The following is a 21,606-nucleotide window of genomic DNA, read 5'->3' as shown; positions in this document are numbered from 1 at the left end:
GGCGTTCAACGGAAAGGAACGAGCGCTCATGCGCGAGATCCTCGGAAGGCGACGCAGGCCCCGGCGCAAGGGGACTTCCGCCCAGCTCGACGCGGCCCTGGCCTGCGCCACCGCCTGGAAGTGGCCCGTACTCCCCGGAGTGGGACTTGCCACGGCAGGTGTGCGCGGCGAACGCGGCCGTGGCTGTGCCTGCCCCGATCCCGAGTGCGCCGTGCCCGGCGCACACCCCTTCGACCCCGGGCTCCTGGCGGCGACCACCGACGCGCGCATGGTGCGCTGGTGGTGGACCAACCGGCCGGCCGCCCCCGTGGTGCTGGCCACCGGCGACCAGGCACCCTGTGCGCTGAGCCTGCCGGCCGTGGCGGGCGCCCGGGCACTGACCGCGCTCGACGGCATGGGGCTGCGTCTCGGTCCCGTGGTGGCGACGCCGACCCGGTGGTCGCTGCTGGTCGCCCCGTACACCCTGGAGCGGCTCGGAGAGCTGCTGCACGCCAAGGACCGGGTGCCCAGCTCGCTGAGGTTCCACGGCGAGGGCGGCTATCTCATCCTGCCCCCGTCCGAGGTGGGCACCGGGCAGGTGCGCTGGGAACGGGCGCCCGCGGCGGGGTCTGTCGCGCCCTGGCTCCCGGATGTGGAATCGGTTCTCGACGCACTGGTCGAGGCGAGCAACAGCGCTCCGGACGGTGGGAGCCGGCTCTCGTACTGAACGAAGCGGCGGCGGACCGCCGTGACGGCGGGCACGGGAGTACCCGGCGTCCGGAACGGCAGGCGTGGGAACACAGCGGGCGGCTCACTCGTCAGGGTGCGGGGCCGCCCGCGTTCCGCTTTCCGTGCTCCGGTTCTCGCGTCAGGAACAAGGCCCGCGTGCGTGGATGCCGACATGCGGACAGCCCCGGTGAGTCGGCGCGGTGTTCCCCGGCCTCCGGCCAGGCACTCGCACTTCTGTCCGAAAGCGAACGGCCCGGATCGCGGTCCAGGGGGCGTACGGTCGCACGGCGGTCACCGCGGCAGGGACCACAGCTCGCCCTGTACGCCCTGTTGTCCGAGTCCCGGACCTGGGCGGAGCCTGTGGGCGGGCGCGAGGCGCCGATGTGGATTGGAGGGAAGCTCCGCAGGTGCGCCGATCCGTATGTGCTCCGGCGTGCGCCCCGGCTGTCCGTGCCCGGAAAAGCAGACGCCCGGTCGCTGGCGACGGGGGATGCACCAGCGACCGGGCTTCCAGAACGGTAACAAGAGATCTGCCGTTAGCAAATTCGATCTCGCCTATTCGGACAGCGATTTACCGGCCGGTACGGTGGCTGTGACGCGAGTCACCGAACCTGCCCCGCGCTCTCGTCACCGTCAGCTGAGCGTCACCTGACGGTTGGTGAGCCCGCCGCGCGCCCGACGCTCCTCGGCGGTGAGCGGGGCGTCCGAGGCGAGTGCCTCGGCGAGCCGCTCGGCGAACTGCGCCGCGGGCTTCTCGCACTCCTCCGCGCCCATCGTGCTCGGCAGGTCCCAGACGGGGACCATGAGCCCGTGTGCCCGGAACGAACCGACCAGACGGGTGTCCGCGCCGAGCGAGGAGACGCCCGCCGCGTGGAGTCGGGCGAGCGCGTCGAGGAGCTGCTCCTCGGGATGCGGCATGACCCATCGGAGGTGGTTCTTCTCCGGCGTCTCGCACCAGTACGCGGCGTCCACACCGGTGAGCAGTGTGGTCGGGATCGCCGCGGCGTTGGCGCGCTCCAGGGAGGCGGACACCTCGGCCGACGCGTTCTCCGCGTCCGGGACCCAGAATTCGAAACCGGGGTGCACGACCGGCTCGAACGAGGCGCCGGGGTCGAGGAGGTCCTGAAGGCGGGGGCCGTCGGCGGGCACTCGGCGGGCGGCGACCGGCGAACCGGGCTCCGCCTCGAGCGCGCGCACCAGGGTGTCCGCGAGGTCGCGGCTGAGGTCGCCCGAGGAGGTGTCGTTCTGCAGGGCGAGCAGGACGGAACCGTCGTCGCGGCGCAGTGCCGGCCAGGCCATCGGCAGTACGGTCGCGAGCTTCACCGAGGGCACGCCCTCGGGCAGCCCGCCCTTCAGGGTCAACTCGACCGTCGCGGCCGGGACCAGCTCGCGCAGGGCGATCCAGTCGCACTCGCCGGCCAGCCCTTCGAAGGGGCGCTGGACCAGCTCGGTCACGGCCTGGGCCGCGGCGCGTCCGTGACACGCCTTGTACCGGCGGCCCGAACCGCACGGACAGGGCTCGCGGGCCCCGACGACCGGGATCTCACCATCCTTGAGCTGCTGCTTCCCGGCCTTGGACTGAGGGCGCTTCTTGGCCATGGTGGGCGTTCTCCCGATTGCGACAGTGAGGTCTCGGCCGCGAGCCTAGCCGTCCCTGTCACCGCCGGGGCACACCTGCCGGTGCGCCCGCCCCGGCCCCGCTCCGCAGTACCGTTCCGCGCCCCGGCTCTCAGCCCACGTCGTCGAAGGCGTCGAGAACGTCGGCGAAGTCCAACTCCTCCAGCGGACCGGGCCCGTTCAGCCCGTGCGACCCTTCCCTGTCGCGACGGCCGGGCGCCGTGCGCCCCAGGGGCGTGGAGCATGCCGAAAACGCCGTGCGCCCGTGGTCGGAGGAGACCAGGGCCCAGACGGTCACCTCACCCGAGGTGTCGTCCCGTACCCCCCACTTCTCCGCGAGGGCGCTGATGATGTTGAGCCCGCGTCCGCCGCGCGCGGTCACCGACGGTGTGGCCGGAACCGGCCTGGTCGGGCCGCCGCCGTCCGTGACCTCGACCGTGAGGTCACCCGCTCTGTCGACGCGCCAGGCGGCGCGGATGGCGCCGTCACCGACCTCTGCGTGCTGTCCCAGCGGCCTGCCGTGCCGGCAGGCGTTGCTGAGAAGTTCGGAAAGGATCAATACAGCATCGTCGACGACCGTGTCCGACACCCCGTTGCCGCGCAGCTGCTCACGCATGCAATGCCGTGCCTGCCCTACGCCGGCAGGGCCATGGGGTACGGCCATGCTCGACGACGCGGGCACTTCCCGTGCCACCACAAACGCCACCCCCGAGACCTCCTTTGCCCCACGCCACGGATTGGATGCCCCCCGGGGCTTCACCGGAAACCGGCCAAAGCCTCGTCGGTGATGCACTCGCAACGATCGGATGCGGAGTGAATGCGCCGGTGCACCCCCTGTAACTGATGTTAAGAGCGGCCTAGTTGCGCCAGCACCTGTTTGGGGCGGTTTGTGATGATTGCTTCTACGCCGAGGCGCACACAGAGGTCGACGTCCTCCGGCTCGTTCACGGTCCAGACGTGCACGCGGTGGCCCGCGCGGTGCAGTCGCTCGATGTGCCCGGGGTGATTGCGTACGATCCGCATCCCCGGGCCGGCGATCCGGGCCCCGGCGGGGAGCCGTCCGTCGCGCAGGCGCGGGGAGACGAACTGCATGAGGAAGACCGTGGGCAGTGTGGGCGCGGCGGCCCTGACGCGGTACAGCGATCGTGCGGAGAAGCTCATGACGCGTACCGGGGAAGGTCCGTCGGCCGGCGGGCCGTCCAGCTCGAACCGCTTGAGCAGGTGGAGCAGCCGCTCCTCGACCTGGCCGGCCCAGCGCGTGGGGTGCTTGGTCTCGATGGCCAGCTGGAGCGGCCGCCCGGTCGCCCGTACCTCGGTGACCAGCTCGAGGAGTCGTTCCAGCGTGAGTACGGACGTGAGCTCGCCCGGGAGCGGGTCCCAGTCCGGGGACTCCTCGCGGTCCTTCCAGGACCCGAAGTCGAGCGCGGCGAGATCGGCCAGTTCCAGGGCGGAGACGGCGCCCCGGCCGTTGGACGTGCGGTTCACCCTGCGGTCGTGCACACAGACGAGCTGGCCGTCGGCGGTGAGGCGGACATCGCATTCCAGGGCGTCGGCGCCGTCCTCGATCGCCTTCCGGTATGCGGCCAGTGTGTGCTCGGGGGCGTCGTCCGAGGCCCCGCGATGGGCGATGACCTGGATGGGAGGGTGCGTGGAGGGTCGGCGTGCGTGGGTCACGGCGCCATGGTGTCACCGTGACGCGGCGGGTGCGGACCCCTTGTTGTGTAAGACCGTTTTGCCTGATGTAAAGATTGGTGTGCGGATGCACAGGTCCTGCTTACAGTGGCCTGACGTGCTGTGGGAAAAGCTGACCACAGACACGTGCACAGCGGATCTCTTGCCGAACGCCGAGTGGAACCGAGGAGTAAAGAGCTGTGAGCACCGAGAACGAGGGCAACGAGGACACCGCGGCTCCGTCCGTACCGTCTGTTCCGTCCGCACCTCCCGTGCCGGCTGCCGCTCCCGAGGGCACCCCGCAGGTAGGCCCGTCCATGCGTGAAGCCACCCCGCCCGGTCCCGTGGACGCGCCGACGGTCCAGGTCCCGGCCGCGCCGCACCAGGACGGCCCCGGGCCGTCCTACACCCAGTACGACCAGCAGGCCCACCAGCCCCCGTCGCCGCCGCAGCAGCCCCCCGCCGCCTCGGAGGCCTGGCCGCCGCCCCCGCCCGCCGTCCCGTCGTACGCGGACGGCGGCGGCACCGCGGTGTGGGGCGCCCCGGCACCGGCGGCGGCCGAGCCGGCGCGCAAGCCCCGTGCGGGCGGTCTGGTCGCCGCCGTCGTGGTGGCGGCCCTGGCCGCGGGCGGGGTCGGCGGCGCGCTCGGATTCTGGGCCGCCGACAGCAACGACGGCTCCTCCCCGGGTTCGACCACGGTCGCGGCCCCCAACAGCCCGAAGGACTTCAAGCGCGACGCGGGCACGGTCGCGGGCGTCGCGGCGAAGGCGCTGCCCAGCGTCGTCACCATCGACGCGCAGTCCGGCGACGGCGAGGGCGGTTCGGGCACCGGCTTCGTGTACGACCAGGAAGGCCACATCCTCACCAACAACCACGTGGTGGCCTCGGCGGCGGACAGCGGGCAGCTGACCGCGACGTTCTCCGACGGCAGGAAGTACGACGCCGAGGTGGTCGGCCGCGCGGAGGGCTACGACGTGGCCGTGCTGAAGCTCAAGAAGGCTCCGGACGGACTGACTCCGCTTCCCCTCGGCGATTCCGAGAAGGTCGCGGTGGGCGATTCCACCATCGCGATCGGTGCGCCTTTCGGTCTGTCCAACACGGTGACCACCGGCATCATCAGCGCCAAGAACCGCCCGGTCGCCTCCGGTGACGGGTCGAGCAACAGCAACTCGTACATGAGCGCCCTGCAGACCGATGCCTCGATCAACCCTGGCAACTCCGGCGGTCCGCTGCTGGACGCGGGCGGTGCGGTCATCGGCATCAACTCGGCGATCCAGTCCACCAGCGGAGGCGGTGCGGGCCAGTCCCAGGCGGGCTCCATCGGCCTCGGCTTCGCCATCCCCGTCAACCAGGCGAAGAACGTCGCCGAGCAGCTGATCAAGACCGGTGAGCCGGTCTACCCGGTGATCGGCGCGACGGTGACGATGGAGGAGAAGACCGGCGGCGCCGCGATCTCCGACCAGGGCGCGGCGGGCACTCCGGCCGTCACGCCGAACGGACCTGCGGACAAGGCGGGTTTGAAGGCCGGCGATGTGATCACCAAGTTCAACGACACCGTGGTCGAGAGCGGACCGACCCTCATCGGCGAGATCTGGACCCACAAGCCGGGCGACAAGGTCACGCTCACCTACGAGCGCGACGGCAGGACGGCCACGGCCGAGGTCGTCCTGGGCGAGCGCAAGGGCGACAGCTGACCGGCTAGGCTGTCCCTCGCGTCGAGGCGGACCCGGCTGCCGGGTCGGCCCACGGCGCGGGGTGGGTTGCCCGAGCGGCCTAAGGGAACGGTCTTGAAAACCGTCGTGGCAGCGATGTCACCGTGGGTTCAAATCCCACACCCACCGCAGGCGAGAGGCCCCCGACCAGTACGTATGGTCGGGGGCCTCTGCCGTGCCCGTTCCCTGCCGGGCACCGCTGTTCCCCCTGGTTTCCCGCTCTATCGGGCACGGATGGGGCACGCAGGGGGCACGGCTGGGCCACGCTTTTGAGCTGCTGGGGTCAGCTCGTCAGCGGTTGATGGGGATCTCGTAGACGATCTCGCAGTGCGCTGCGGGCACCACGATGTCCGCTGTCTCCACGGGAGGGCCCTGGTCGCTGTAGTACGTCCGCCGGATGTGCGTCACGAGTGCGGCTTTCTGGATGCCGAGTAGTGATGCTTCCTCGGTGGTCGCATGCCGGGGTTCGGGCTGCTCGACCGCGTGGCTGATGGTGACTCCGATCGCGGCCATGCGGTTCACGACCCCGGCTCCCGCGTGAGGCCCTCCCTCGGGGAGAACGACGAGGGTTCCGCCAGTGACGGCGTACGGCTCCCAACTCGTCGACAACTGGACCGGTTTCCCGTCCGCAAGGAACTCGTACGTCGTCCGCACGCACAGCTCGCCCTCGGCGATCCCGAGCCGCGACGCGATCTCCGCCGGGGCCGGCACCTTCGCGTCGGTCCGGCTCTCCCAGTCGCTCTGTCGGCGAAGGGCCTTCATGTCCTGGCGGAACGGGGATCCACTGGACTGCTCACGTGCCGACGACCGCACGACTCTCACGCGCTGCCGGGGCTCGGCCACGTAGGTGCCCGATCCGGCCCGGCCTTCCAGCACTCCTTGGGAGATCAGCAACTCCTGTGCCCTGCGCACCACGTTCTCGCCCACGCCGCACTCCTGGCCGATCTGGGCGCGGGATGGGAGGCGGTCACCCGGTTCCCAGACGTGCTCCGCGATGCGTTGCCGGAATTCGTCGGCGATGCGGAGGTACGGCGGTTGCTCAGGCATATGGAAAATCTAGTCCACTAGCTCTAATCTAGTTAACTAGCTTTACTGAAAGTGATCGACGGCAACGGAGGGTGTGCTGTGTCCGCTTCGGGAGTGTCCGCGGCGGCTCTCGCTGCCCGCTTGTCTGCCGCTGGCCTCCGCCCTCGCGTGGAGGAGCACACCCGGTTCACGACGGTCGAGGCAGAAGTACCGGACACGCTCTCCGCCGACTCATGGCGGGAGGTCCTGGACGCGGTGGCCGATGCCGATCGATTCGGGCTCGTGGCCACCAGCTTGAACGGCCGCACCCTATGGGCGGTCGTACGTAAAACGGTCCCCACGACAGGCGACGTCGGGGGACCGGGCTATCAGCGATAGGAGCTGAACAGCATGCTCAACCGTATCCGCCAAGCCATCTCGCGCACCAGAGCGCGGTGCTTCCCCAACGGTCGGCACCGCCGCCCCTTAACGCCCTCCCGGCCGCTGGACGCCCTCCCCTGTTCCGCGCCGGCTGACGCTTCGACCGTCGCCCTGGGGCGGGCTCCGGTCGGCACGGTCCACCGGTACCCGCTGAGGGGAGAGGACGTCGCGCTTGTCCGTCCGTACCTGCTGGCGTGGGAAGAGCAGCGTGCACGGACGCGCACAGTGCTCGTCGCCCCGCATCTGCCAACCGACGCATGGTCGGTTCTCGCGGGGGCCCACTGATGCCTCCTCGCCGACAACCACACCCAACGGGCACAGCTTCCGCCCCCTACCGCTCGATCGCCTGCCGGATTGGCACCCACCACTCCTGCACCGAGCCGTCCCCGCCTGCGGCGACGGACGACGTACCGGTGATCTACGAGGAGTGCATCTGCCCGTGCCACTCGGCCCCGGACCCGTCTGTGCCCGTGAAGGTGATGGCATGAGGGTCCCAGCCCCCGGCGGTGCACTGGTCTCTTCCGTCGAGGTCACTGCGGCCACCGTGCAGCGCGGCGACATCATCGAACTCGGCGGTCAGGCCTGCCGAGTGAGAGACCTCTTCCAGCTTCCCCAGGGGGCCAAGCAACTGGTCTTCGAGTCGGGCGAACTGCTGGCCATACACGCCCGTACCCGCCTCATCGCACTGCGACTGCTGAGAAGGCGGTGACCGGCTCCGTGCCCCGACGCCATCACGACATCGCCGACGACCTACGCCACCAGATCACGACGGGCAACATTAAGCCTGGCGAACGCCTCCCGTCCGAAGCCGGCCTGGCGGCCCGGTACAGGGTCAGCACGGTGACCCTCCGACGCGCTCTCGCCGTGCTCCAGGGCGAAGGACTCGTCGAGAAGATCCACGGCAAGGGCAACTACGTCCGTCACCCGCGCCGCAAGATCATGTACGTAGGCGGCTGGGGCACGCTGGACCCCTGGACCGCCGCTGAGCCAACGTTGCGCATCACGGTTCGCAGCACCACGGTTCCGGCCTCCGTGCAGCTGACGACGTTGCTGAAGGTGCCAACGGGCAGCCCTCTTGCGGAGTACACCTGCCTCAGCCTCGAACAGGGTTCGCCTCACGGCCTGGCCCGCATCTACATCCCGCGCGACCTGGCCCCGGCCGGAGTCCTCGACGACGACTCCGTGTGCCGGGAGGCAGCCACGCGATTCGCCGTCCTCGGCCCGTCGCCGGCCACCATCCGAGAGACGGTCTGCGCCCGAACTCCCACCCCAGACGAAGCGTCGGTCCTCCGGCTCGGGAACAACATGGCCGTTCTCGCGATCACGCGCATCGCTACCGACGCCACCGGTCGCGTCGTTGAAGCCGCACTCCTGGCCTTTCCGGGAGACCGAGTCGACGCCGTCTTCACCGCCCACCACGTGCTCAACGAGAGGCCGACCCAAGGATGACAACACCGAACGAGCTTAGGCTCCTCCCGTGGTCGGGCCCCGGGGACAAGCCCTGTTACTTGAGCACTGACGACCCGGACGGCTACATTTCCCGTCTCGCGGACGGCATCGAGGCGGTCCAACTCGGCACGGCAAACGAACTGTTGCAAGAGGCCGCAGAAGCTCTCGACAACCAAGACACGTCCCCCGACGAGATGCGGTGCCTGGTCACAGAGCTGACCGGGGCTCTGAGGGACGTCTACCGCGTCGCAATGAGCCGCGGTCGCCTCCGGGCAACGAGCTATCCGAGTGAGTCCGCCTACTGACCTACGGTCCCGCCGACCAACACAGCAAGAGAAGCCCATGGCTCTGACCAGATCAGATGCCATGGGCTTCTGGCTGTGCCAAGTGACTTCCTTTGAACTTGGACAACTTGAGGACTGCTTCGTCCCGAAGCAATTGGGACGGGGGAGCTGCCCCAGGTCGGCTTGGCTGTCACCTGCGCTGATGTTCCGTAGACGTCCGTGCTCGTCCGCCATCGTTCGTCGGTGTTGTCACACAGTTAGACACTCACCGGCCGGGACGCCTGATGCATCCTCATGCCTCGGGAGACGGTGACCTTGCTGTCGTAGGGGTCATCTAGGTTGCGGGGATGACTGCGATGGTCCGCTTGTGCTGGCTCTTTGGCGCCGGAACTGGTGGTGGAAGCTGTTGTTGACGTCGGCAGCGGCTGGTGGCGGCACGTCACGAGGTGGCACCGAGTGCGCCCCGACCTAGTCCCCGGGCGAGGTGCCGCGTTTCGATGAATGAAGAACTCCCGGCCGCCGGAAGAGCGCCGGGAGGTTCTTCTGTGCTAGGAGTCGCTTCATTCAGCATCCCGCGCTGTCGTCCGCAGTTCCTTCTTCGCCTCTTCGGCTCGCGCCTTACGAGAGCGGTAGGCCACGACGGCTGCAGCAACCCCGCTGACGGCTGCTCCGCCGACCACTACGCCCACGGCCGCGCCTTTCGTGTACGCAGCTTTCTCAATGACGCTGATCAGCTTGTCGACGCCCCCCGCCTCAGCCGCCTGCTTCGTAATCTCCCCGTACTTCCCAAGGTTTTCTAGCATGCCCACTACTCCCCCGGCTTCACGCGGAACGTCTCGCCGTTGGAGACGCCTTCGCGGGCCCTTCGTTTGCCCTGCATCTGGCACGGTTGTGGCACGGACCTTAGCCGACGACAGTCAGCCACGACGATGGGTATGCCAACGGGCCAGGCGCGTGTATGCCTCGTGCACCCCCAGCGGCCTCCACCACGCTGCCAGCGCTGTCGACCAGAGAGAGCTGCGACGGCCGGCACGTACTGACGGTGTTTGAGCCCTCATGTTGGGAAGGTGGAACGCTGCCTTGTAAGCCTGGCGCCGACAACCGGACGGCCTTAGCTGGTCAACGGCGGTACAGCAGCGCCAAGCCCATCAGGGCCTGCCCGCACCGCCTGACGCCCCAACTGACCGTGGGTGACCACTCAATCTGCCACGGATCTGGCACGCGTGGCTCGCGCTGCCCTATGTCACGCCGCGGCCGGGCTGGCCCCGTAGCGTTGGTAGAGACCCTTCATTTGCTGGATCCAGAAGCTGAACTTCTCGTCCTTCGATGCACTCACGGGCAGAAGTTGGAGCTCCTTAGCCAACTGATAGAAGCCCGGGCCGGCGTCGTTGGCATCCAAGTAGTTCACCAGCGCCGAGAGCATGAGAGGAGGATCGGAAGGGGCACTCTCTTGATCCCGCTCCACGATCAGCCCTAGCAGATGGCCCATGGCTGCTCGCTCGTCAGCACGCTCGAAGTCGAAGCTCCTGCAGCCGGTTCGCCTGGCCAGGGTGACGTTGAGCTCGGTGTACGAGGTGACCTTGCCAAGCTTCGCCCGCTCGACAAGGAAATCTCGCCCGGTGTCTACCAGCAACTCCCACTCACTGTCCGCGCGGCCGTATCCAGGCATCCCGCCCCCTCAGCAGAACCAATCAGTACGCGGGAACGTACAGTGCTGGACGAGGGACCACAATCGCCCGATTGGCGGGTACTGGGCGAGCGACTGACACAGGCACCTGGGCAAGTCGGTTGTGTGAGCTGTTCTCGGCTGACAACCCACAGTGACACCCAGTAGAGTCAGACACTCAAAAGGTGCCCCCCCCCACATCTGCTGTGACGTGAGTTCGGCTCTCACATCGCCGCAGGTCGGAAGGCACCTTTCGTTGTCTATCTGTCGGATCGCCTTACTCCGCTCAACCGCCCTGGGTGAGACTGAGCCGACGTTGAGGGGAAGTCACGGATGAACTTCGCAGAAGTGGTCGCTGCCTACGGCCAGGACGCCAAACAGCGGCTGTCTGGGCCTGGGCAGCGTGAGGCCCTTCTCATCACCCCGGTCTCTAATCTCGTCGAGCAGGCGGGAGCCTTGCTTGGGCTGTCTGTGGTGGCTCACAACGAGGTGGCTGAGCTGGACGGAAGCGTGAGACCAGATTTCGGAGTCAGGGTCAACGGGGTCATTACGGGCCACGTCGAGCTGAAGGCTCCTGGCGTCAGCCTTGACCCTTCGTCGTATGGCATCTCGACGCACAACTATAAGCAATGGCAACGACTTCGGGAACTGCCCAATCTTCTCCACACAAATGGAACTGAATTTCGTCTCTGGCGTTACGGCGAGCTTGTAGACACGCCTGTTCATATCCATCGAGTTGACCTGGTCAGCGAGAGTGGGCGTTTGACAGCGCCAGGCAGGCTCGAACTGGTCTTCAACTCCTTCTTGCAGTGGTCCCCCACACCCATCGTGTCAGTTCCAAAACTGGTCAGTGTTCTGGCACCACTGGCTCGCCTTCTCCGCGAAGAGGTGCACGAAGCTCTGCGAGCCGAACGCCGCGCCATCAGGGCAGGTGCCGATGCAACACGTATGCCATTTACGGGTATCTCGAAGGACTGGAGAAGACTGCTCTTCCCACAAGCCACGGATTCCGAGTTCTCAGACGGGTTCGCACAGACTGTTGTATTCGCTCTCCTCCTTGCACTCAGCGAAGGAATCGACCTTGACAACGAGCCGATCCGCGAGATTGCACATCAGCTCGAAGGTCATCACTCGCTCATGGGTAGGGCACTGAATCTACTTACGGAGCACGTCGAAAAAACTCCGACCTGGTCAGCCATAGAGATTATCCTTCACGTTCTTGCTGCCGCAGATTGGGGCCGCCTGGGCCGAAACGGCGACGAGCTGTACCTACACCTCTACGAGGACTTTCTAGCCTCATACGATCCGGAGAAGCGCCGCAGCTCCGGTTCGTACTACACACCGGTTCCCGTGGTCGACGCTATGGTGCGGCTCACTGATCTCGCACTCAAGCAATACATGGGGAAACCCGATGGATTTCGTAACCCACATGTCAACATCGTCGACCCCGCTATGGGTACGGGGACCTACCCCCTCTCGATTCTTCGGCACGTAGCAGGTGAAGCCGCGGCTCAATACGGGCCGGGAGCCGCGCCTGAAGCTGTGAGCAATGCTGTCTCTCGCACCTACGGAATTGAACTTCAGTCCGGTCCGTTCTCCGTTGCCGAACTTCGCATTAGTTCCACTATCAGCGATCTCGGAGCCGACCTCCCGAGCGATGGACTCAACCTGTTTGTTGCGGACACCCTCGAAGATCCCTACAGCGCGAGCGACAGCCAACTATCCTTCACAGCGCAACTGATTGCCCGGCAACGTCAACGCGCCAATCAAATGAAGCGGGAACGCAATGTCCAGGTCTGCATTGGCAACCCGCCCTATAAGGACCACGCTGGCGGCGTGGGAGGCTGGGTCGAAGACGGCGCCGACCCCGCTACGGGCAAACCGCCGCTTGAGGCGTTCAAGCTGCCCGGAAATGGCAAGCATGAACGTCATCTGAGTAACCTCTATGCCTACTTCTGGCGCTGGGCAACCTGGAAGGTTTTCGAGTCCACCAACCAACCAGATGAGCGTGACGGCGGTAACGGCGTCATTTGCTTCATCACCGCCACTGGCTACCTCGCAGGTCCTGGCTTCAAAGGAATGCGCGAGTATCTGCGCAGAATGTGTTCCCACGGGTGGATCATTAACGTCACACCCGAAGGGAAGCAGCCCCCGGCAGCCAACGCGGTCTTCAATATCGAGACACCAGTCGCTATTGCCCTGTTCCTGCGCAAGCAAGGAGTCGACGACACCAAGCCGGCCGAAATCAAGTACATCGACCTACACGGCACCAGGAAGCAGAAGTTCGAACAGCTTTCCGCTCTTACATTCGACCACCAGCACTGGCGCAGCGTGCGTCCCGAATGGACAGCTCCATTCACCCCCTCGGCTGCAACTGAATGGGATGACTACCCCGCAGTAGATGACCTTCTTCCTTGGCGAGCCAACGGCATCATGGCCGGACGCTCTTGGGTATACGCCCCCACTCCGGGCGTGCTTGATTTTCGCCTCCGCAGCGTAATCAACGAAGATGATCCGGCAGTGAAATCTCAGAAGTTCAAAGAAAAGCGTGACGCTTCTTTGGTTAAGACAAAGAAGCCCTTGCCAGGGGCGGATACGGAACAGGAAACCAATTTCCCGTTTGGTCGGATCGCGATGCTTACGGAGGCGCACGCAGTACGTTGCGGGTTCCGCATGCTCGACCGACAGTGGCTCATCGCTGATTCCAGGCTACTAAGCCAACCCTCACCCACCCTGTGGGAGGGACGCGTCGACGGCCAGGTATTCGCTATTGAACTGCACTCAGAGTATCCGAAGGCTGGGCCCGGAACCGTATACACCAACCTAATTCCGGACGTGCATCATTTTCGCGGCAGTGGCGGGGGACGCGCCCTACCTAAACTTCACCCTGACGGCACACCGAACGTCGCACCAGGTCTAGTTGACGCACTGTCGAGGTTCATGGGTGTACCCATTTCACACGGCGACATTTTCTCCTACATTGCGGGCATCACTGGGCACTCTGGCTTTGTCGCCCAATTCGATGACGAGCTCCGTACACCCGGAGTGAGAGTTCCCGTGACGAAGGATCCACATCTATGGGCGCGAGCCTGCCAGTTGGGAGCGCATGTCCAGTGGCTTCACACCTACGGCGAGGCTGGTAATCATCCGCAGGGTCTTACGGAAATTCGAGATCCAGCCATCTCAGTTGACCACCCTAGTTATGCCGTAGCGGTAGGCAGCAATATGCCTACTGATTGGCGATACGACGCCTCAAGTCGTTCACTGCACGTCGGAGCTGGAAGGTGGGACGGTCTCACTAAGCAGGCAGCTGAATACACCGTGGGCGGCAGAAAGGTGCTCGACTCCTGGCTGGATTACCGCATGGCGGAGCCAAAGGGGCGCATTACGTCGCCACTAGACGAGATGAATGCACCGCAGTGGGATTCTCAATGGTCTACCGAGCTGACCAACTTGCTCAGCATTCTCACGCAACTTGTGAATCTCGAAGATCAAATGAGTGACCTTCTCGCAGACGTTATCGCCAGCGAGATTTTCACCCGACAGGAACTAGCTGCGGCCGGCGCACAATGGCCCACCACCGACGCAGACAGGCGCCCTCGACTGACCGTTACTGGGGGGCTGTTCGGCGAGCTTCCCCCCGCCTAAGCGCGCGGCCTGGGCGAGTATGTCGCTCGCATAAAGACGGCCACCGCTGATCACAAGTGTCAAAACAAATGATCAACGGTGGCCGCAGGTCATAGTGTAGGACCTGCCGCCCATCGGGCATCATTTTCAAGTCGTTGATGAGCTGGCTCACCAGGTGCCCTCGCCTCACGAGGGGCCACCTTCCCCCCTTCCTTCTCGCGCTGCCGCTGATCGGCACCTCAACCCACTGCTCACCCCGGCTCCCATCCCGTCCGCCTTCGACCCACACACCGTGGAGCGGTCGTGGTTCAGGGCGTCAAGGTGGAGCGCGCCACTGTACGAACGACCTTGACGCTCTGGGCCGCGACTGCTCGGCTCTGCCTGGGTCGAAGGTGGTCGGGATGGGAGCCCCACGACGCTCACCACGCTCCGGCCGGCACTCGCGAACGACGCCCCGTCCATCCCGGAGTCTGAGCGCCCCCGCCGGAGGCAACCTCTTGAACCCGTAGCTGCTTCCGCGCTGTGCCTCCTCGGGTCAGCAGAGGCCTTCCAAGCCTAGTTTCGCCAGGCGTGACCTGATGGCGCTTGGCTTGCGGTCGAACTGTTTCCCAAGGGTTTCCAGGTCCCGCTCTCCTTGCTGGTAGAGGGCGAGGAGGTGCGTGTCGTCTTCCTGGGGCCAGGGTTGACCCATCCGGGGGTAGCGGGCCCGGACGTCGCTGTCGTTCGGATCCTGGCGGTAGTCGTTGAACGTGACGCGGAAGGCTGTGGGTACTGCCGGGGTCTCCATGGGACAAGCCTGCCCGCGCCCTCTGGTCGGGTGGGAGGTTGTTTCTCGCCTGCCCGCTGCACGTGGCGCGCCGCCGGGCGCGGCCAGCCGGGGCGGAGACAGGAGGCAGGCCGCGCCGCAGAGGCGGCGCGCGCCCGCGCCGTGCGCGGGCCTTGATGAAGTAGAGAAAGTCTTATCCCGCTGTGATGAGCTGCTTGCCGTCGTGGCTCCGTACGTGAGGGCCGTTGCCGTCCAGGGCGTCCAGGAGGCGGACCGCGTAGACCTCGGCCATGCGCTCGCTGACCTCGTCGGGTGTGAGCCAGGAGACGGCGGTCGACTCGCTTGATGTGCGCTCGGTCCCGCCGGAGGGCTTGCAGCGGAAGACCAGAGCCACGATGCCTCGGGTCGTGTTCTTGTATACGCCGGTGAGCTGGTCCACCGCGACGTGGATGCCTGTCTCTTCCCAGACCTCGCGGGCAACGCCAGCCTCGGGTGTCTCGTTGAGTTCGAGGATGCCGCCAGGGAGCTCCCAGGTGCCGTTGTCGGCTCGGCGGATCGCCAGGAGGCGGCCGTCCTCGCGCACCACTACTCCGGCGACGGACACGGAGTGCAGGGGAGTGGGTGCCGCTTCCTGTGATTGACTCATGTAGAGGAGCATAGGAGGCAGGGAAGGACTATGGGAACTGCGGCGGGAGGGGCCGGTTCCGGTCCTCGGTATGTGCAGATCGCTGATGACCTCGTGCAGCAGATCCGGGCGGGGGTTCTCAAGGCGGGCGACATGGTGCCGAGCGAATCCGAGCTGGTGGACCGCTACGGCGTCTCCGGTGGGACGATCCGTAAGGCCATGGTCGAGGTACGGGCGAGTGGGCTCGTCGAGACCAGGCATGGCAAGGGCTCCATTGTGAAGAACCGGCCCCCCGTACGGCATCGTTCCTCCGATCGGTTCCGGCGCTCGCTCCGGCAAGGTGGCCAGGCGGCTTACCTCGCGGAGTCCGCACAGTCCGGTGCCACCGCGAAAGTCAGCGTCCTCTACATCGGTCCCATGGACGCGCCCGAGGATGCCGCCGAGCGCCTGGGCGTGACCGCCGGTACGCAGGTGTTGGCCCGCCGGCGGCTCTACTTCCGTAACGGCACGCCGGTGGAAACCGCCTCGTCGTACCTCCCCTGGGACGTGGTGAAGGAGATCCCCGAGCTGTTCGCCGAGAACCCCGGGGGCGGTGGCATCTACGCCCGACTCGAAGACCACGGGCATGAGTTCGCGGAGTTCGTCGAGACGCTGCAAGCGCGCCCGGCCTCGAAGTCGGAGGCGTCGGAACTGGCGCTCAGCCCTGGCGCGCCCGTGGTTCACCTGATCCGGGAGGCCCGTACGACCGCGGGTCGGGTGGTCGAGGTGTGCGACACGCTCATGGCCGCTGACCAGTTCGTTTTCGAGTATCGGATCCCTGCCGGCGACTGACGTCCGCTCAACTTCCCTCAGCCCGTCGCGAGTTCTTCTTCGCGGCGGGTTGACTCATGTACAGGAGTCAGGCACTCTTCTTCATGGCACTCATATACATGAGTGGCAAAGTTCGACATCTATAGAGGAGTGGTCTGCTGTGCGTCAGATTCCCGTCGATACCTCCAGCGCTGTCGTGATGGTCGCCAAGACTCCGCAGGTCAAAGTCCGTGACCGCCGCACCGGTGAGATCGCCACCGACATGGAGACCGGTGCTCAGCTCATGACCGTGGACGTGATGTTCGCGGCGAACGAGGAGGTGGAGATCCTGTCCGTCACCGTTCCGGAGCCCGGGATCACCGGCGAGCTGTCCATGGGTACGCCGGTCGCGCTCACCGGCCTGGTCGCTCGTCCGTGGGAGAACGACTTCAACGGCCAGCGGCGGCACGGCATCGCGTTCCGAGCGGTCGCGGTCACCTCGCTCGCCGACGTCGCCGCCGCAGGGTCGAAGGCGGCCTGATCATGACCGCCTTCACGGTCGCTCTGGTGCTGGTCGTCGCCGCTGCGGGTCTCCTGCGGTGGCGGCGGCCCGCCTGGTACTGGCTGGCCTTCGGGGTCACTCTGGCCGCGCTGCGGGTCTTGGTCCGGTACCGCTCGGTCATGGACGCGTGCGGGTTGACCGTTCCGCCGGCGCGGTGGCGGTTATCTCTGGCTCGGGCCACCAACCGGCCGATACCTGAGCCACGCCCACCGCGTATCCGGCGACTGCGGCCGACTCGTACCGGCCTGGTCCTCCGGCTCAAGCTCCGTCCCGGGCAAGACGTTTTCGACATCGCCGCGGCTTCGGACCGGCTTCGGCACTCGTTCTCGATGTTCGGCGTGACCTCACGCGAGGTGCGGTCCGGTGTCGTCGAGGTGCGGATGACCGGATACGACGTGCTCAAGCGGGTGCAGATGCCTGCTGCGACGGAGACCTGGTCGATGCGGGTACCGGTCGCCCTTCGGGAGGACGGGTCGGTGCACTACCGCGACTACCGCGCGATACCTCACGCCCTCACCCTCGGCGCCACGGAGTCCGGCAAGTCGGTCTACCAACGCAACCTGGTCGCCGGCCTCGCTCCTCTGGACGTTGCCCTCGTCGGCATCGACTGCAAGCAGGGGGTCGAACTCTTCCCGCTGGCGCGCCGGTTCTCAGCGCTGGCCGACAACCCGGACACCGCTGCCGAACTCCTCGATGCACTCGTGGCGCGGATGGCGGACGTCTACCGCCTCATCCGTACCCAGCAGCGCATCACCGTCGATGTGCCGGACGCGGAGATCGCCGCCGACATCTGGGACCTGCCTGATGAGCTCCGCCCGACCCCGGTCGTCGTCCTGGTCGACGAGGTGGCCGAACTCGCCCTGTACGCAACGAAGGAGGAGGAGAGGCGGCGGGACCGCATCATCACCGCCCTGGTCCGTCTCGCGCAGCTCGGCCGCGCCGCCGGCATCTACCTCGAAATCTGCGGACAGCGCTTCGGCTCCGAACTCGGCAAGGGCATCACCATGCTCCGCGCCCAACTCACCGGTCGCACCGCCCACCGTCTCAACGACGAGACCTCCGCCAACATGGCCTTCGGCGACATCGCCCCGGACGCGGTCCTCGCCGCCATCCAGATTCCCGCCGAACTGCGAGGCCTCGCCATCGCGGGAGACGCGTCCGGCGGTTGGCACCGCATCCGCGCTCCGCACACCTCGCTCCGCCAGGCCGTGAACCTCTGCAACCGGTACGCCGACAGGACCCCGGGCCTGCCCGAGCTGGCCCCTTTCCGGCCCACCACCGGCACCGCCACCGAGCTTGTGCCATCGGCGAAGGCCTCTCCCGCCACCGCCTGATCTCTCCCCCCACCCGGTAGGCGTGACCGTCTTCGCGCCGAGTCCCTACCACTGCCATGCCCAGAGAAGGGAGAACCGCCATGTGCCCCGACTGCGAGGACTTCGCCCGGACCGTGCTTCTGCTCGGCCAACTCGCCCTGTACGCCGACATGGATGACGCCGACCTCGACTTCGTGGACGTCGTCAGCCCGTCCCTCGCCCTGTCGCTGCCGGAGCCGCCGCCGGGCACGTTCCCGGACGACTCCGACCCCGCTGAGGACTTCTGATGGGCGCCCGGCACGGTCTCCGGATCGACGCGGTGTTGATCCAGGCGGTTATCGCCGGAGCTCTGTCCTTCGCGCACCTGCACGACCTCGCCGCCGCGGCCGGACAGGACGGCTGGAAGGCATGGGCCTACCCGGTCAGCGTCGACCTGCTCCTTGTCGCCGCCTGGCGTCGGCTGCGCAGCGAGGGTCCGTCCCGGTTGGCCTGGTGCTGGTTCCTGATCGCCCTGTTCGCGTCGCTCGGCGCCAACGTCGCCACCGCCGGGTTCCTCGACCTGGCCGACCCGCCGGCCCCGCTCCGGCTCGGCATCGCCGGATGGCCCGCACTCGCCTTCCTTGGCGGCACTCTCCTCGCCCACTCGTCGGGGAAGCCGGAGCCAGCTCCGCCAGCCACCGTCACGGAGACGAAGGACATCGGGCCGACGCGTGTGCCTGACGCCGCCCCGATCCCATCCCAGGCCGATGAACTCCCTGCGACAACGGCCCTGTCCTCGCCCCCGGCCCCGTCCCCGGATCCGTCCGTTCCTGCCGTGCTGATCGACCACGCCCGCAAGGTCGCCGACGAGTACCGCACCCGCACCGGATCACCGATCGACACCGACACCCTCCGCTCCCGCCTCGGCGTTCCGCCCCACCTCGCCGACGCCATCGCCGCCCACCTCAGCTGACCGCAAAGGAGAACTGAGATGACCCACGATCCCGCCGACCTGACCGTGGCCGACTACCTCGACGGAGCGCGTGAGATGGCCGCAGCCGGACGCCCCTTCCTCGCCCACCTCCTTGCCGAGGAAGCCGCACGACGCGTCGACGACCCGGCCACCGCCCGCAGCATCCGCGCCCAGTACACCGACCCGACGACCGACAGGGGCTGACCGGCATGCCCGCCCGCGACAGCTTCCACTCCGTGATGCGTATCGGCCCCGTGCAGATCGGCACCCACCGCGACCGCACCGGCCGCACCGCCCACGCCGCCGTCTGCACTGCCGACCGCTGCGGCTGGTCCGCCGACTACTCCAGCCGGACCGCCGCCCAACTCGCCGCCCGTACCCACCGCTGCACCGTCCGTTAGGAGACAGCGTCCATGGACGTCCCCCTCTGGATCGCCCTGCTGGTCGTCGGCTACCTCGGCATCAAGCTCTTCCGCCCGCCGGTGTGGCTGATCTGCGTGCTCCTCCTCGGCGGCTACCTCCTCGCCGACAGCCTCTTCGCGTCCGTCATCGATACCGCCGTCAAGTAACCCGCGCCCGGGAGAGGAGAACCACTCATGTTCCAGCCCAAGATCCCGACCATGCCGCAGCCCTCGGCCCTGGTCACCCCGCCCGCCGTCGTCCAGCCGACCACCATCACGCCGGGCACGCCTGCCCCGGCACCCGCCGCCGCCCCTGCGCCGGCCCGTCGGGTCGTACAGCTCACCCCCGGCACTGCGGTCGCGCTCGTCGGTGCCGGTACTGCCGTCGTCCTGGTCGTCGGCACCGTCCTGGTCTCGCTGCTCCTGGCGGTGGCCGTCACCAGCGCATCGGTCGCCGTCTGCGCGGTCGTCCTGCGCTCCCTGATCGCGTCCGACGCCAAACGCCGCTGACCGGCCCCCGGGCGGCCTCGATACCGCCAAGCATCCGCCGCCCGGGAGCCGTGCCCACCGATCGATCTCGCAACCGGAAGGAACCCCCAGCATGGCCCACCGGCCCTCACCCTCGAAACAGAAGCGGTCCATGCCCGCCCCACAGCTCGACCCGACCATCCTCAGGGACGTCCTCCGGGTGGCCTCGGCCTCCGATTACACCCGCTGGGAGGACCAGATCCGCCGCACCGGCGGCTGTGCCGACCCCGTCCATCTGAGCGGCTGGGTAACCCACAAGGACAAGACCACCGGCGAGACCCTGCACCGCTACTCGACCGCGTACGAGCCGGGCGGACGCCTCCGCATTGCCTGCGGCAACCGCCGCGCCTCCCGCTGCCCCTCTTGCGCCTGGACCTACGCGGGCGACACCTACCACCTGATCCGCGCCGGCCTCGCCGGAGACGACCGCCGCGACATCACCGCCGCTGTCCGCGACCACCCGCGCGTCTTCGCCACCCTCACCGCACCCTCGTTCGGCCCCGTCCACAACCGCCCCGACCGGGGCACCTGCCGTTGCGGCACCGCGCATGCCTCGGACTCCGGGGATCTGGGCTCTGCCCTTGATCCGGAGACCTACGACTACGCGGGCGCCGTGCTGTTCAACAACCACGCCGGGGAGCTCTGGCAGCGTTTCACCACCAGACTCCGCCGCGAACTCGCCATCCACGCGGGCATCTCGCGCCGTGAGCTGGGTGACCATATCCGCGTCTCCTTCGGCAAGGTCGCCGAATTCCAGAAGCGCGGAGCCCTCCACTTCCACGCCGTCGTACGTCTCGACGGCCCCGAGGGACCTCGTACGCCGCCGCCCGCATGGGCCACGGTCGATCTCCTCACCGACGCGATACGAGCCGCAGCCGCGCACTCGTACACGTCGGTCTCCGTCCCGGCTGCCGGTGGACAGCCGTCCCGGACCTTTCGATGGGGCCGACAGCTCGACGTCCGCCCGGTCAAGGCCTTCGGCGACGGCTCGGATGTCACTGAACAGGCAGTCGCCTCATACGTGGCCAAGTACGCCACCAAAGCCGCCGAGAACACCGGCACCATGGACCGCCGCATCGGCGAACTCGCCGAACTTGACCGCCACCGCGTTCCCGATCACGCACGCCGGCTCATCACCGCATGCCGTGAGCTCGACAGGCTCTACCCGGACCGGCGCCTCTGGGCCTGGGCCCACATGCTCGGCTTTCGCGGCCACTTCTCGTCCAAGTCCCGCACCTACTCGACCACCCTCGGTGCCCTCCGCCAGGAACGCGCCGACTACCGCGCTACACAGGAAGCGACGGTCCTCGGCCTGGCCGACCGTGAACCGGACACCGTCCTCGTTCTGGCGGACTGGCAGTACGTCGGCCACGGGCACACCCCCGGCGAGGGAGCTCTCGCCGCCACCATCGCCCGTGACCTCCAGACCAACCGCGAGACCGCCCGCGACGCACTGAAGGAGCGCACTTCCGACGAGGGGGAGTGGTGAC

25 protein-coding genes and 1 tRNA gene are annotated in these 21,606 nt (G+C 67.3%); 18 read left to right on the top strand and 8 right to left on the bottom strand.

The genetic code is table 11. The annotated features are described in order from the left end of the window. Positions 1–28: 28 nt before the first annotated feature. The gene (locus ACFWVP_RS12975) at positions 29–706 is read left to right on the top strand and encodes a bifunctional DNA primase/polymerase (protein WP_384496106.1); all 678 of its coding nucleotides are present in this window, start codon (positions 29–31) and stop codon (positions 704–706) included. A 635-nt stretch (positions 707–1,341) separates the two neighbouring features. Here ACFWVP_RS12975 and ACFWVP_RS12970 read toward each other — a convergent pair. From ACFWVP_RS12970 to ACFWVP_RS12960, 3 genes are all read right to left on the bottom strand, one after another. Then, positions 1,342–2,307, bottom strand: a complete 966-nt coding sequence (locus ACFWVP_RS12970) for a DUF5926 family protein (RefSeq protein WP_384496105.1) — start codon at positions 2,305–2,307, stop codon at positions 1,342–1,344. 130 nt (positions 2,308–2,437) lie between these two features. After that, positions 2,438–3,118, bottom strand: a complete 681-nt coding sequence (locus ACFWVP_RS12965; protein WP_384496104.1) for an ATP-binding protein — start codon at positions 3,116–3,118, stop codon at positions 2,438–2,440. 53 nt (positions 3,119–3,171) lie between these two features. Continuing rightward, the gene (locus ACFWVP_RS12960) at positions 3,172–3,999 is read right to left on the bottom strand and encodes a glycerophosphodiester phosphodiesterase (protein WP_384496102.1); all 828 of its coding nucleotides are present in this window, start codon (positions 3,997–3,999) and stop codon (positions 3,172–3,174) included. 197 nt (positions 4,000–4,196) lie between these two features. Between ACFWVP_RS12960 and ACFWVP_RS12955 the strand changes: the two genes are divergently transcribed. Both ACFWVP_RS12955 and ACFWVP_RS12950 read left to right on the top strand, forming a co-directional pair. Continuing rightward, complete coding sequence (locus ACFWVP_RS12955; protein WP_384496100.1) at positions 4,197–5,690, top strand: S1C family serine protease; 1,494 nt, start codon at positions 4,197–4,199, stop codon at positions 5,688–5,690. Between the two features lie 60 nt (positions 5,691–5,750). Next, positions 5,751–5,837 (top strand) — tRNA-Ser (locus ACFWVP_RS12950). Between the two features lie 162 nt (positions 5,838–5,999). On the opposite strand, the gene ACFWVP_RS12945 is transcribed toward ACFWVP_RS12950, so the two are convergent. Continuing rightward, positions 6,000–6,755 (bottom strand): GntR family transcriptional regulator, encoded by a 756-nt coding sequence (locus tag ACFWVP_RS12945; RefSeq protein WP_384496099.1) that lies wholly within the window; start codon positions 6,753–6,755, stop codon positions 6,000–6,002. A 78-nt stretch (positions 6,756–6,833) separates the two neighbouring features. Between ACFWVP_RS12945 and ACFWVP_RS12940 the strand changes: the two genes are divergently transcribed. The 4 genes from ACFWVP_RS12940 to ACFWVP_RS12925 all read left to right on the top strand — a co-directional run bounded on the left by ACFWVP_RS12940 (position 6,834) and on the right by ACFWVP_RS12925 (position 8,908). Then, positions 6,834–7,112 carry a hypothetical protein gene (locus tag ACFWVP_RS12940; protein ID WP_384496215.1) on the top strand — a complete coding sequence of 93 codons (279 nt, stop codon included), beginning with the start codon at positions 6,834–6,836 and terminating at the stop codon, positions 7,110–7,112. Between the two features lie 526 nt (positions 7,113–7,638). Continuing rightward, positions 7,639–7,863 carry a hypothetical protein gene (locus ACFWVP_RS12935; protein WP_382067127.1) on the top strand — a complete coding sequence of 75 codons (225 nt, stop codon included), beginning with the start codon at positions 7,639–7,641 and terminating at the stop codon, positions 7,861–7,863. After that, positions 7,860–8,603, top strand: a complete 744-nt coding sequence (locus ACFWVP_RS12930) for a GntR family transcriptional regulator (RefSeq protein ID WP_384496097.1) — start codon at positions 7,860–7,862, stop codon at positions 8,601–8,603. Before ACFWVP_RS12935 ends, ACFWVP_RS12930 begins: the two co-directional genes overlap by 4 nt. Further along, positions 8,600–8,908, top strand: coding sequence for a hypothetical protein (locus ACFWVP_RS12925; RefSeq protein WP_384496095.1), 309 nt, complete (start codon positions 8,600–8,602; stop codon positions 8,906–8,908). The genes ACFWVP_RS12930 and ACFWVP_RS12925 overlap by 4 nt, the downstream gene beginning before the upstream one ends. A gap of 539 nt (positions 8,909–9,447) precedes the next feature. On the opposite strand, the gene ACFWVP_RS12920 is transcribed toward ACFWVP_RS12925, so the two are convergent. Both ACFWVP_RS12920 and ACFWVP_RS12915 read right to left on the bottom strand, forming a co-directional pair. Beyond that, on the bottom strand, positions 9,448–9,690 hold the full coding sequence (locus tag ACFWVP_RS12920) for a hypothetical protein (protein ID WP_128862541.1): 243 nt from the start codon (positions 9,688–9,690) through the stop codon (positions 9,448–9,450). A gap of 440 nt (positions 9,691–10,130) precedes the next feature. Beyond that, positions 10,131–10,556: a hypothetical protein gene (locus ACFWVP_RS12915; RefSeq protein WP_384496094.1), complete on the bottom strand. Its 426-nt coding sequence runs from the start codon at positions 10,554–10,556 to the stop codon at positions 10,131–10,133. Between the two features lie 330 nt (positions 10,557–10,886). Between ACFWVP_RS12915 and ACFWVP_RS12910 the strand changes: the two genes are divergently transcribed. Then, positions 10,887–14,201 carry a type ISP restriction/modification enzyme gene (locus ACFWVP_RS12910; RefSeq protein ID WP_384496092.1) on the top strand — a complete coding sequence of 1,105 codons (3,315 nt, stop codon included), beginning with the start codon at positions 10,887–10,889 and terminating at the stop codon, positions 14,199–14,201. Positions 14,202–14,715: 514 nt separating this feature from the next. Here ACFWVP_RS12910 and ACFWVP_RS12905 read toward each other — a convergent pair. Both ACFWVP_RS12905 and ACFWVP_RS12900 read right to left on the bottom strand, forming a co-directional pair. Then, the gene (locus ACFWVP_RS12905) at positions 14,716–14,967 is read right to left on the bottom strand and encodes a hypothetical protein (protein ID WP_384496091.1); all 252 of its coding nucleotides are present in this window, start codon (positions 14,965–14,967) and stop codon (positions 14,716–14,718) included. A 172-nt stretch (positions 14,968–15,139) separates the two neighbouring features. Beyond that, a complete protein-coding gene (locus tag ACFWVP_RS12900; protein WP_384496089.1) occupies positions 15,140–15,604 on the bottom strand; it encodes an NUDIX hydrolase in 465 nt (154 codons plus the stop codon). Between the two features lie 18 nt (positions 15,605–15,622). On the opposite strand from ACFWVP_RS12900, the gene ACFWVP_RS12895 reads away from it, so the two are divergent. The 10 genes from ACFWVP_RS12895 to repSA all read left to right on the top strand — a co-directional run bounded on the left by ACFWVP_RS12895 (position 15,623) and on the right by repSA (position 21,605). After that, the gene (locus ACFWVP_RS12895; RefSeq protein WP_384496088.1) at positions 15,623–16,402 is read left to right on the top strand and encodes a GntR family transcriptional regulator; all 780 of its coding nucleotides are present in this window, start codon (positions 15,623–15,625) and stop codon (positions 16,400–16,402) included. Between the two features lie 139 nt (positions 16,403–16,541). Next, positions 16,542–16,901, top strand: coding sequence for a hypothetical protein (locus ACFWVP_RS12890; RefSeq protein ID WP_032781844.1), 360 nt, complete (start codon positions 16,542–16,544; stop codon positions 16,899–16,901). A 2-nt stretch (positions 16,902–16,903) separates the two neighbouring features. Continuing rightward, positions 16,904–18,256 (top strand): FtsK/SpoIIIE domain-containing protein, encoded by a 1,353-nt coding sequence (locus ACFWVP_RS12885; RefSeq protein ID WP_384496085.1) that lies wholly within the window; start codon positions 16,904–16,906, stop codon positions 18,254–18,256. Between the two features lie 80 nt (positions 18,257–18,336). Beyond that, a complete protein-coding gene (locus ACFWVP_RS12880; protein WP_384496083.1) occupies positions 18,337–18,522 on the top strand; it encodes a hypothetical protein in 186 nt (61 codons plus the stop codon). Continuing rightward, positions 18,522–19,187: a DUF2637 domain-containing protein gene (locus ACFWVP_RS12875; protein WP_384496081.1), complete on the top strand. Its 666-nt coding sequence runs from the start codon at positions 18,522–18,524 to the stop codon at positions 19,185–19,187. The genes ACFWVP_RS12880 and ACFWVP_RS12875 overlap by 1 nt, the downstream gene beginning before the upstream one ends. 18 nt (positions 19,188–19,205) lie before the next feature. Further along, positions 19,206–19,391 (top strand): hypothetical protein, encoded by a 186-nt coding sequence (locus tag ACFWVP_RS12870; RefSeq protein ID WP_126931169.1) that lies wholly within the window; start codon positions 19,206–19,208, stop codon positions 19,389–19,391. Positions 19,392–19,396: 5 nt separating this feature from the next. Further along, positions 19,397–19,588, top strand: coding sequence for a mobile element transfer protein (locus tag ACFWVP_RS12865; protein ID WP_003967784.1), 192 nt, complete (start codon positions 19,397–19,399; stop codon positions 19,586–19,588). A 12-nt stretch (positions 19,589–19,600) separates the two neighbouring features. Continuing rightward, on the top strand, positions 19,601–19,756 hold the full coding sequence (locus ACFWVP_RS12860) for a hypothetical protein (RefSeq protein ID WP_010060553.1): 156 nt from the start codon (positions 19,601–19,603) through the stop codon (positions 19,754–19,756). Between the two features lie 27 nt (positions 19,757–19,783). Then, positions 19,784–20,098: a SpdD-like protein gene (locus ACFWVP_RS12855; protein ID WP_384496080.1), complete on the top strand. Its 315-nt coding sequence runs from the start codon at positions 19,784–19,786 to the stop codon at positions 20,096–20,098. Positions 20,099–20,189: 91 nt separating this feature from the next. After that, the gene (gene repSA / locus ACFWVP_RS12850) at positions 20,190–21,605 is read left to right on the top strand and encodes a replication initiator protein RepSA (RefSeq protein WP_384496079.1); all 1,416 of its coding nucleotides are present in this window, start codon (positions 20,190–20,192) and stop codon (positions 21,603–21,605) included. Position 21,606 lies beyond the last annotated feature (1 nt).

The sequence above is a fragment of the Streptomyces sp. NPDC058637 genome, assembly GCF_042717325.1.
In the GTDB taxonomy this organism is placed as follows: domain Bacteria; phylum Actinomycetota; class Actinomycetes; order Streptomycetales; family Streptomycetaceae; genus Streptomyces.
The sequence above is the reverse complement of the archived record's forward strand: the minus strand, read 5'-3'. Positions and strand labels throughout refer to the sequence as shown.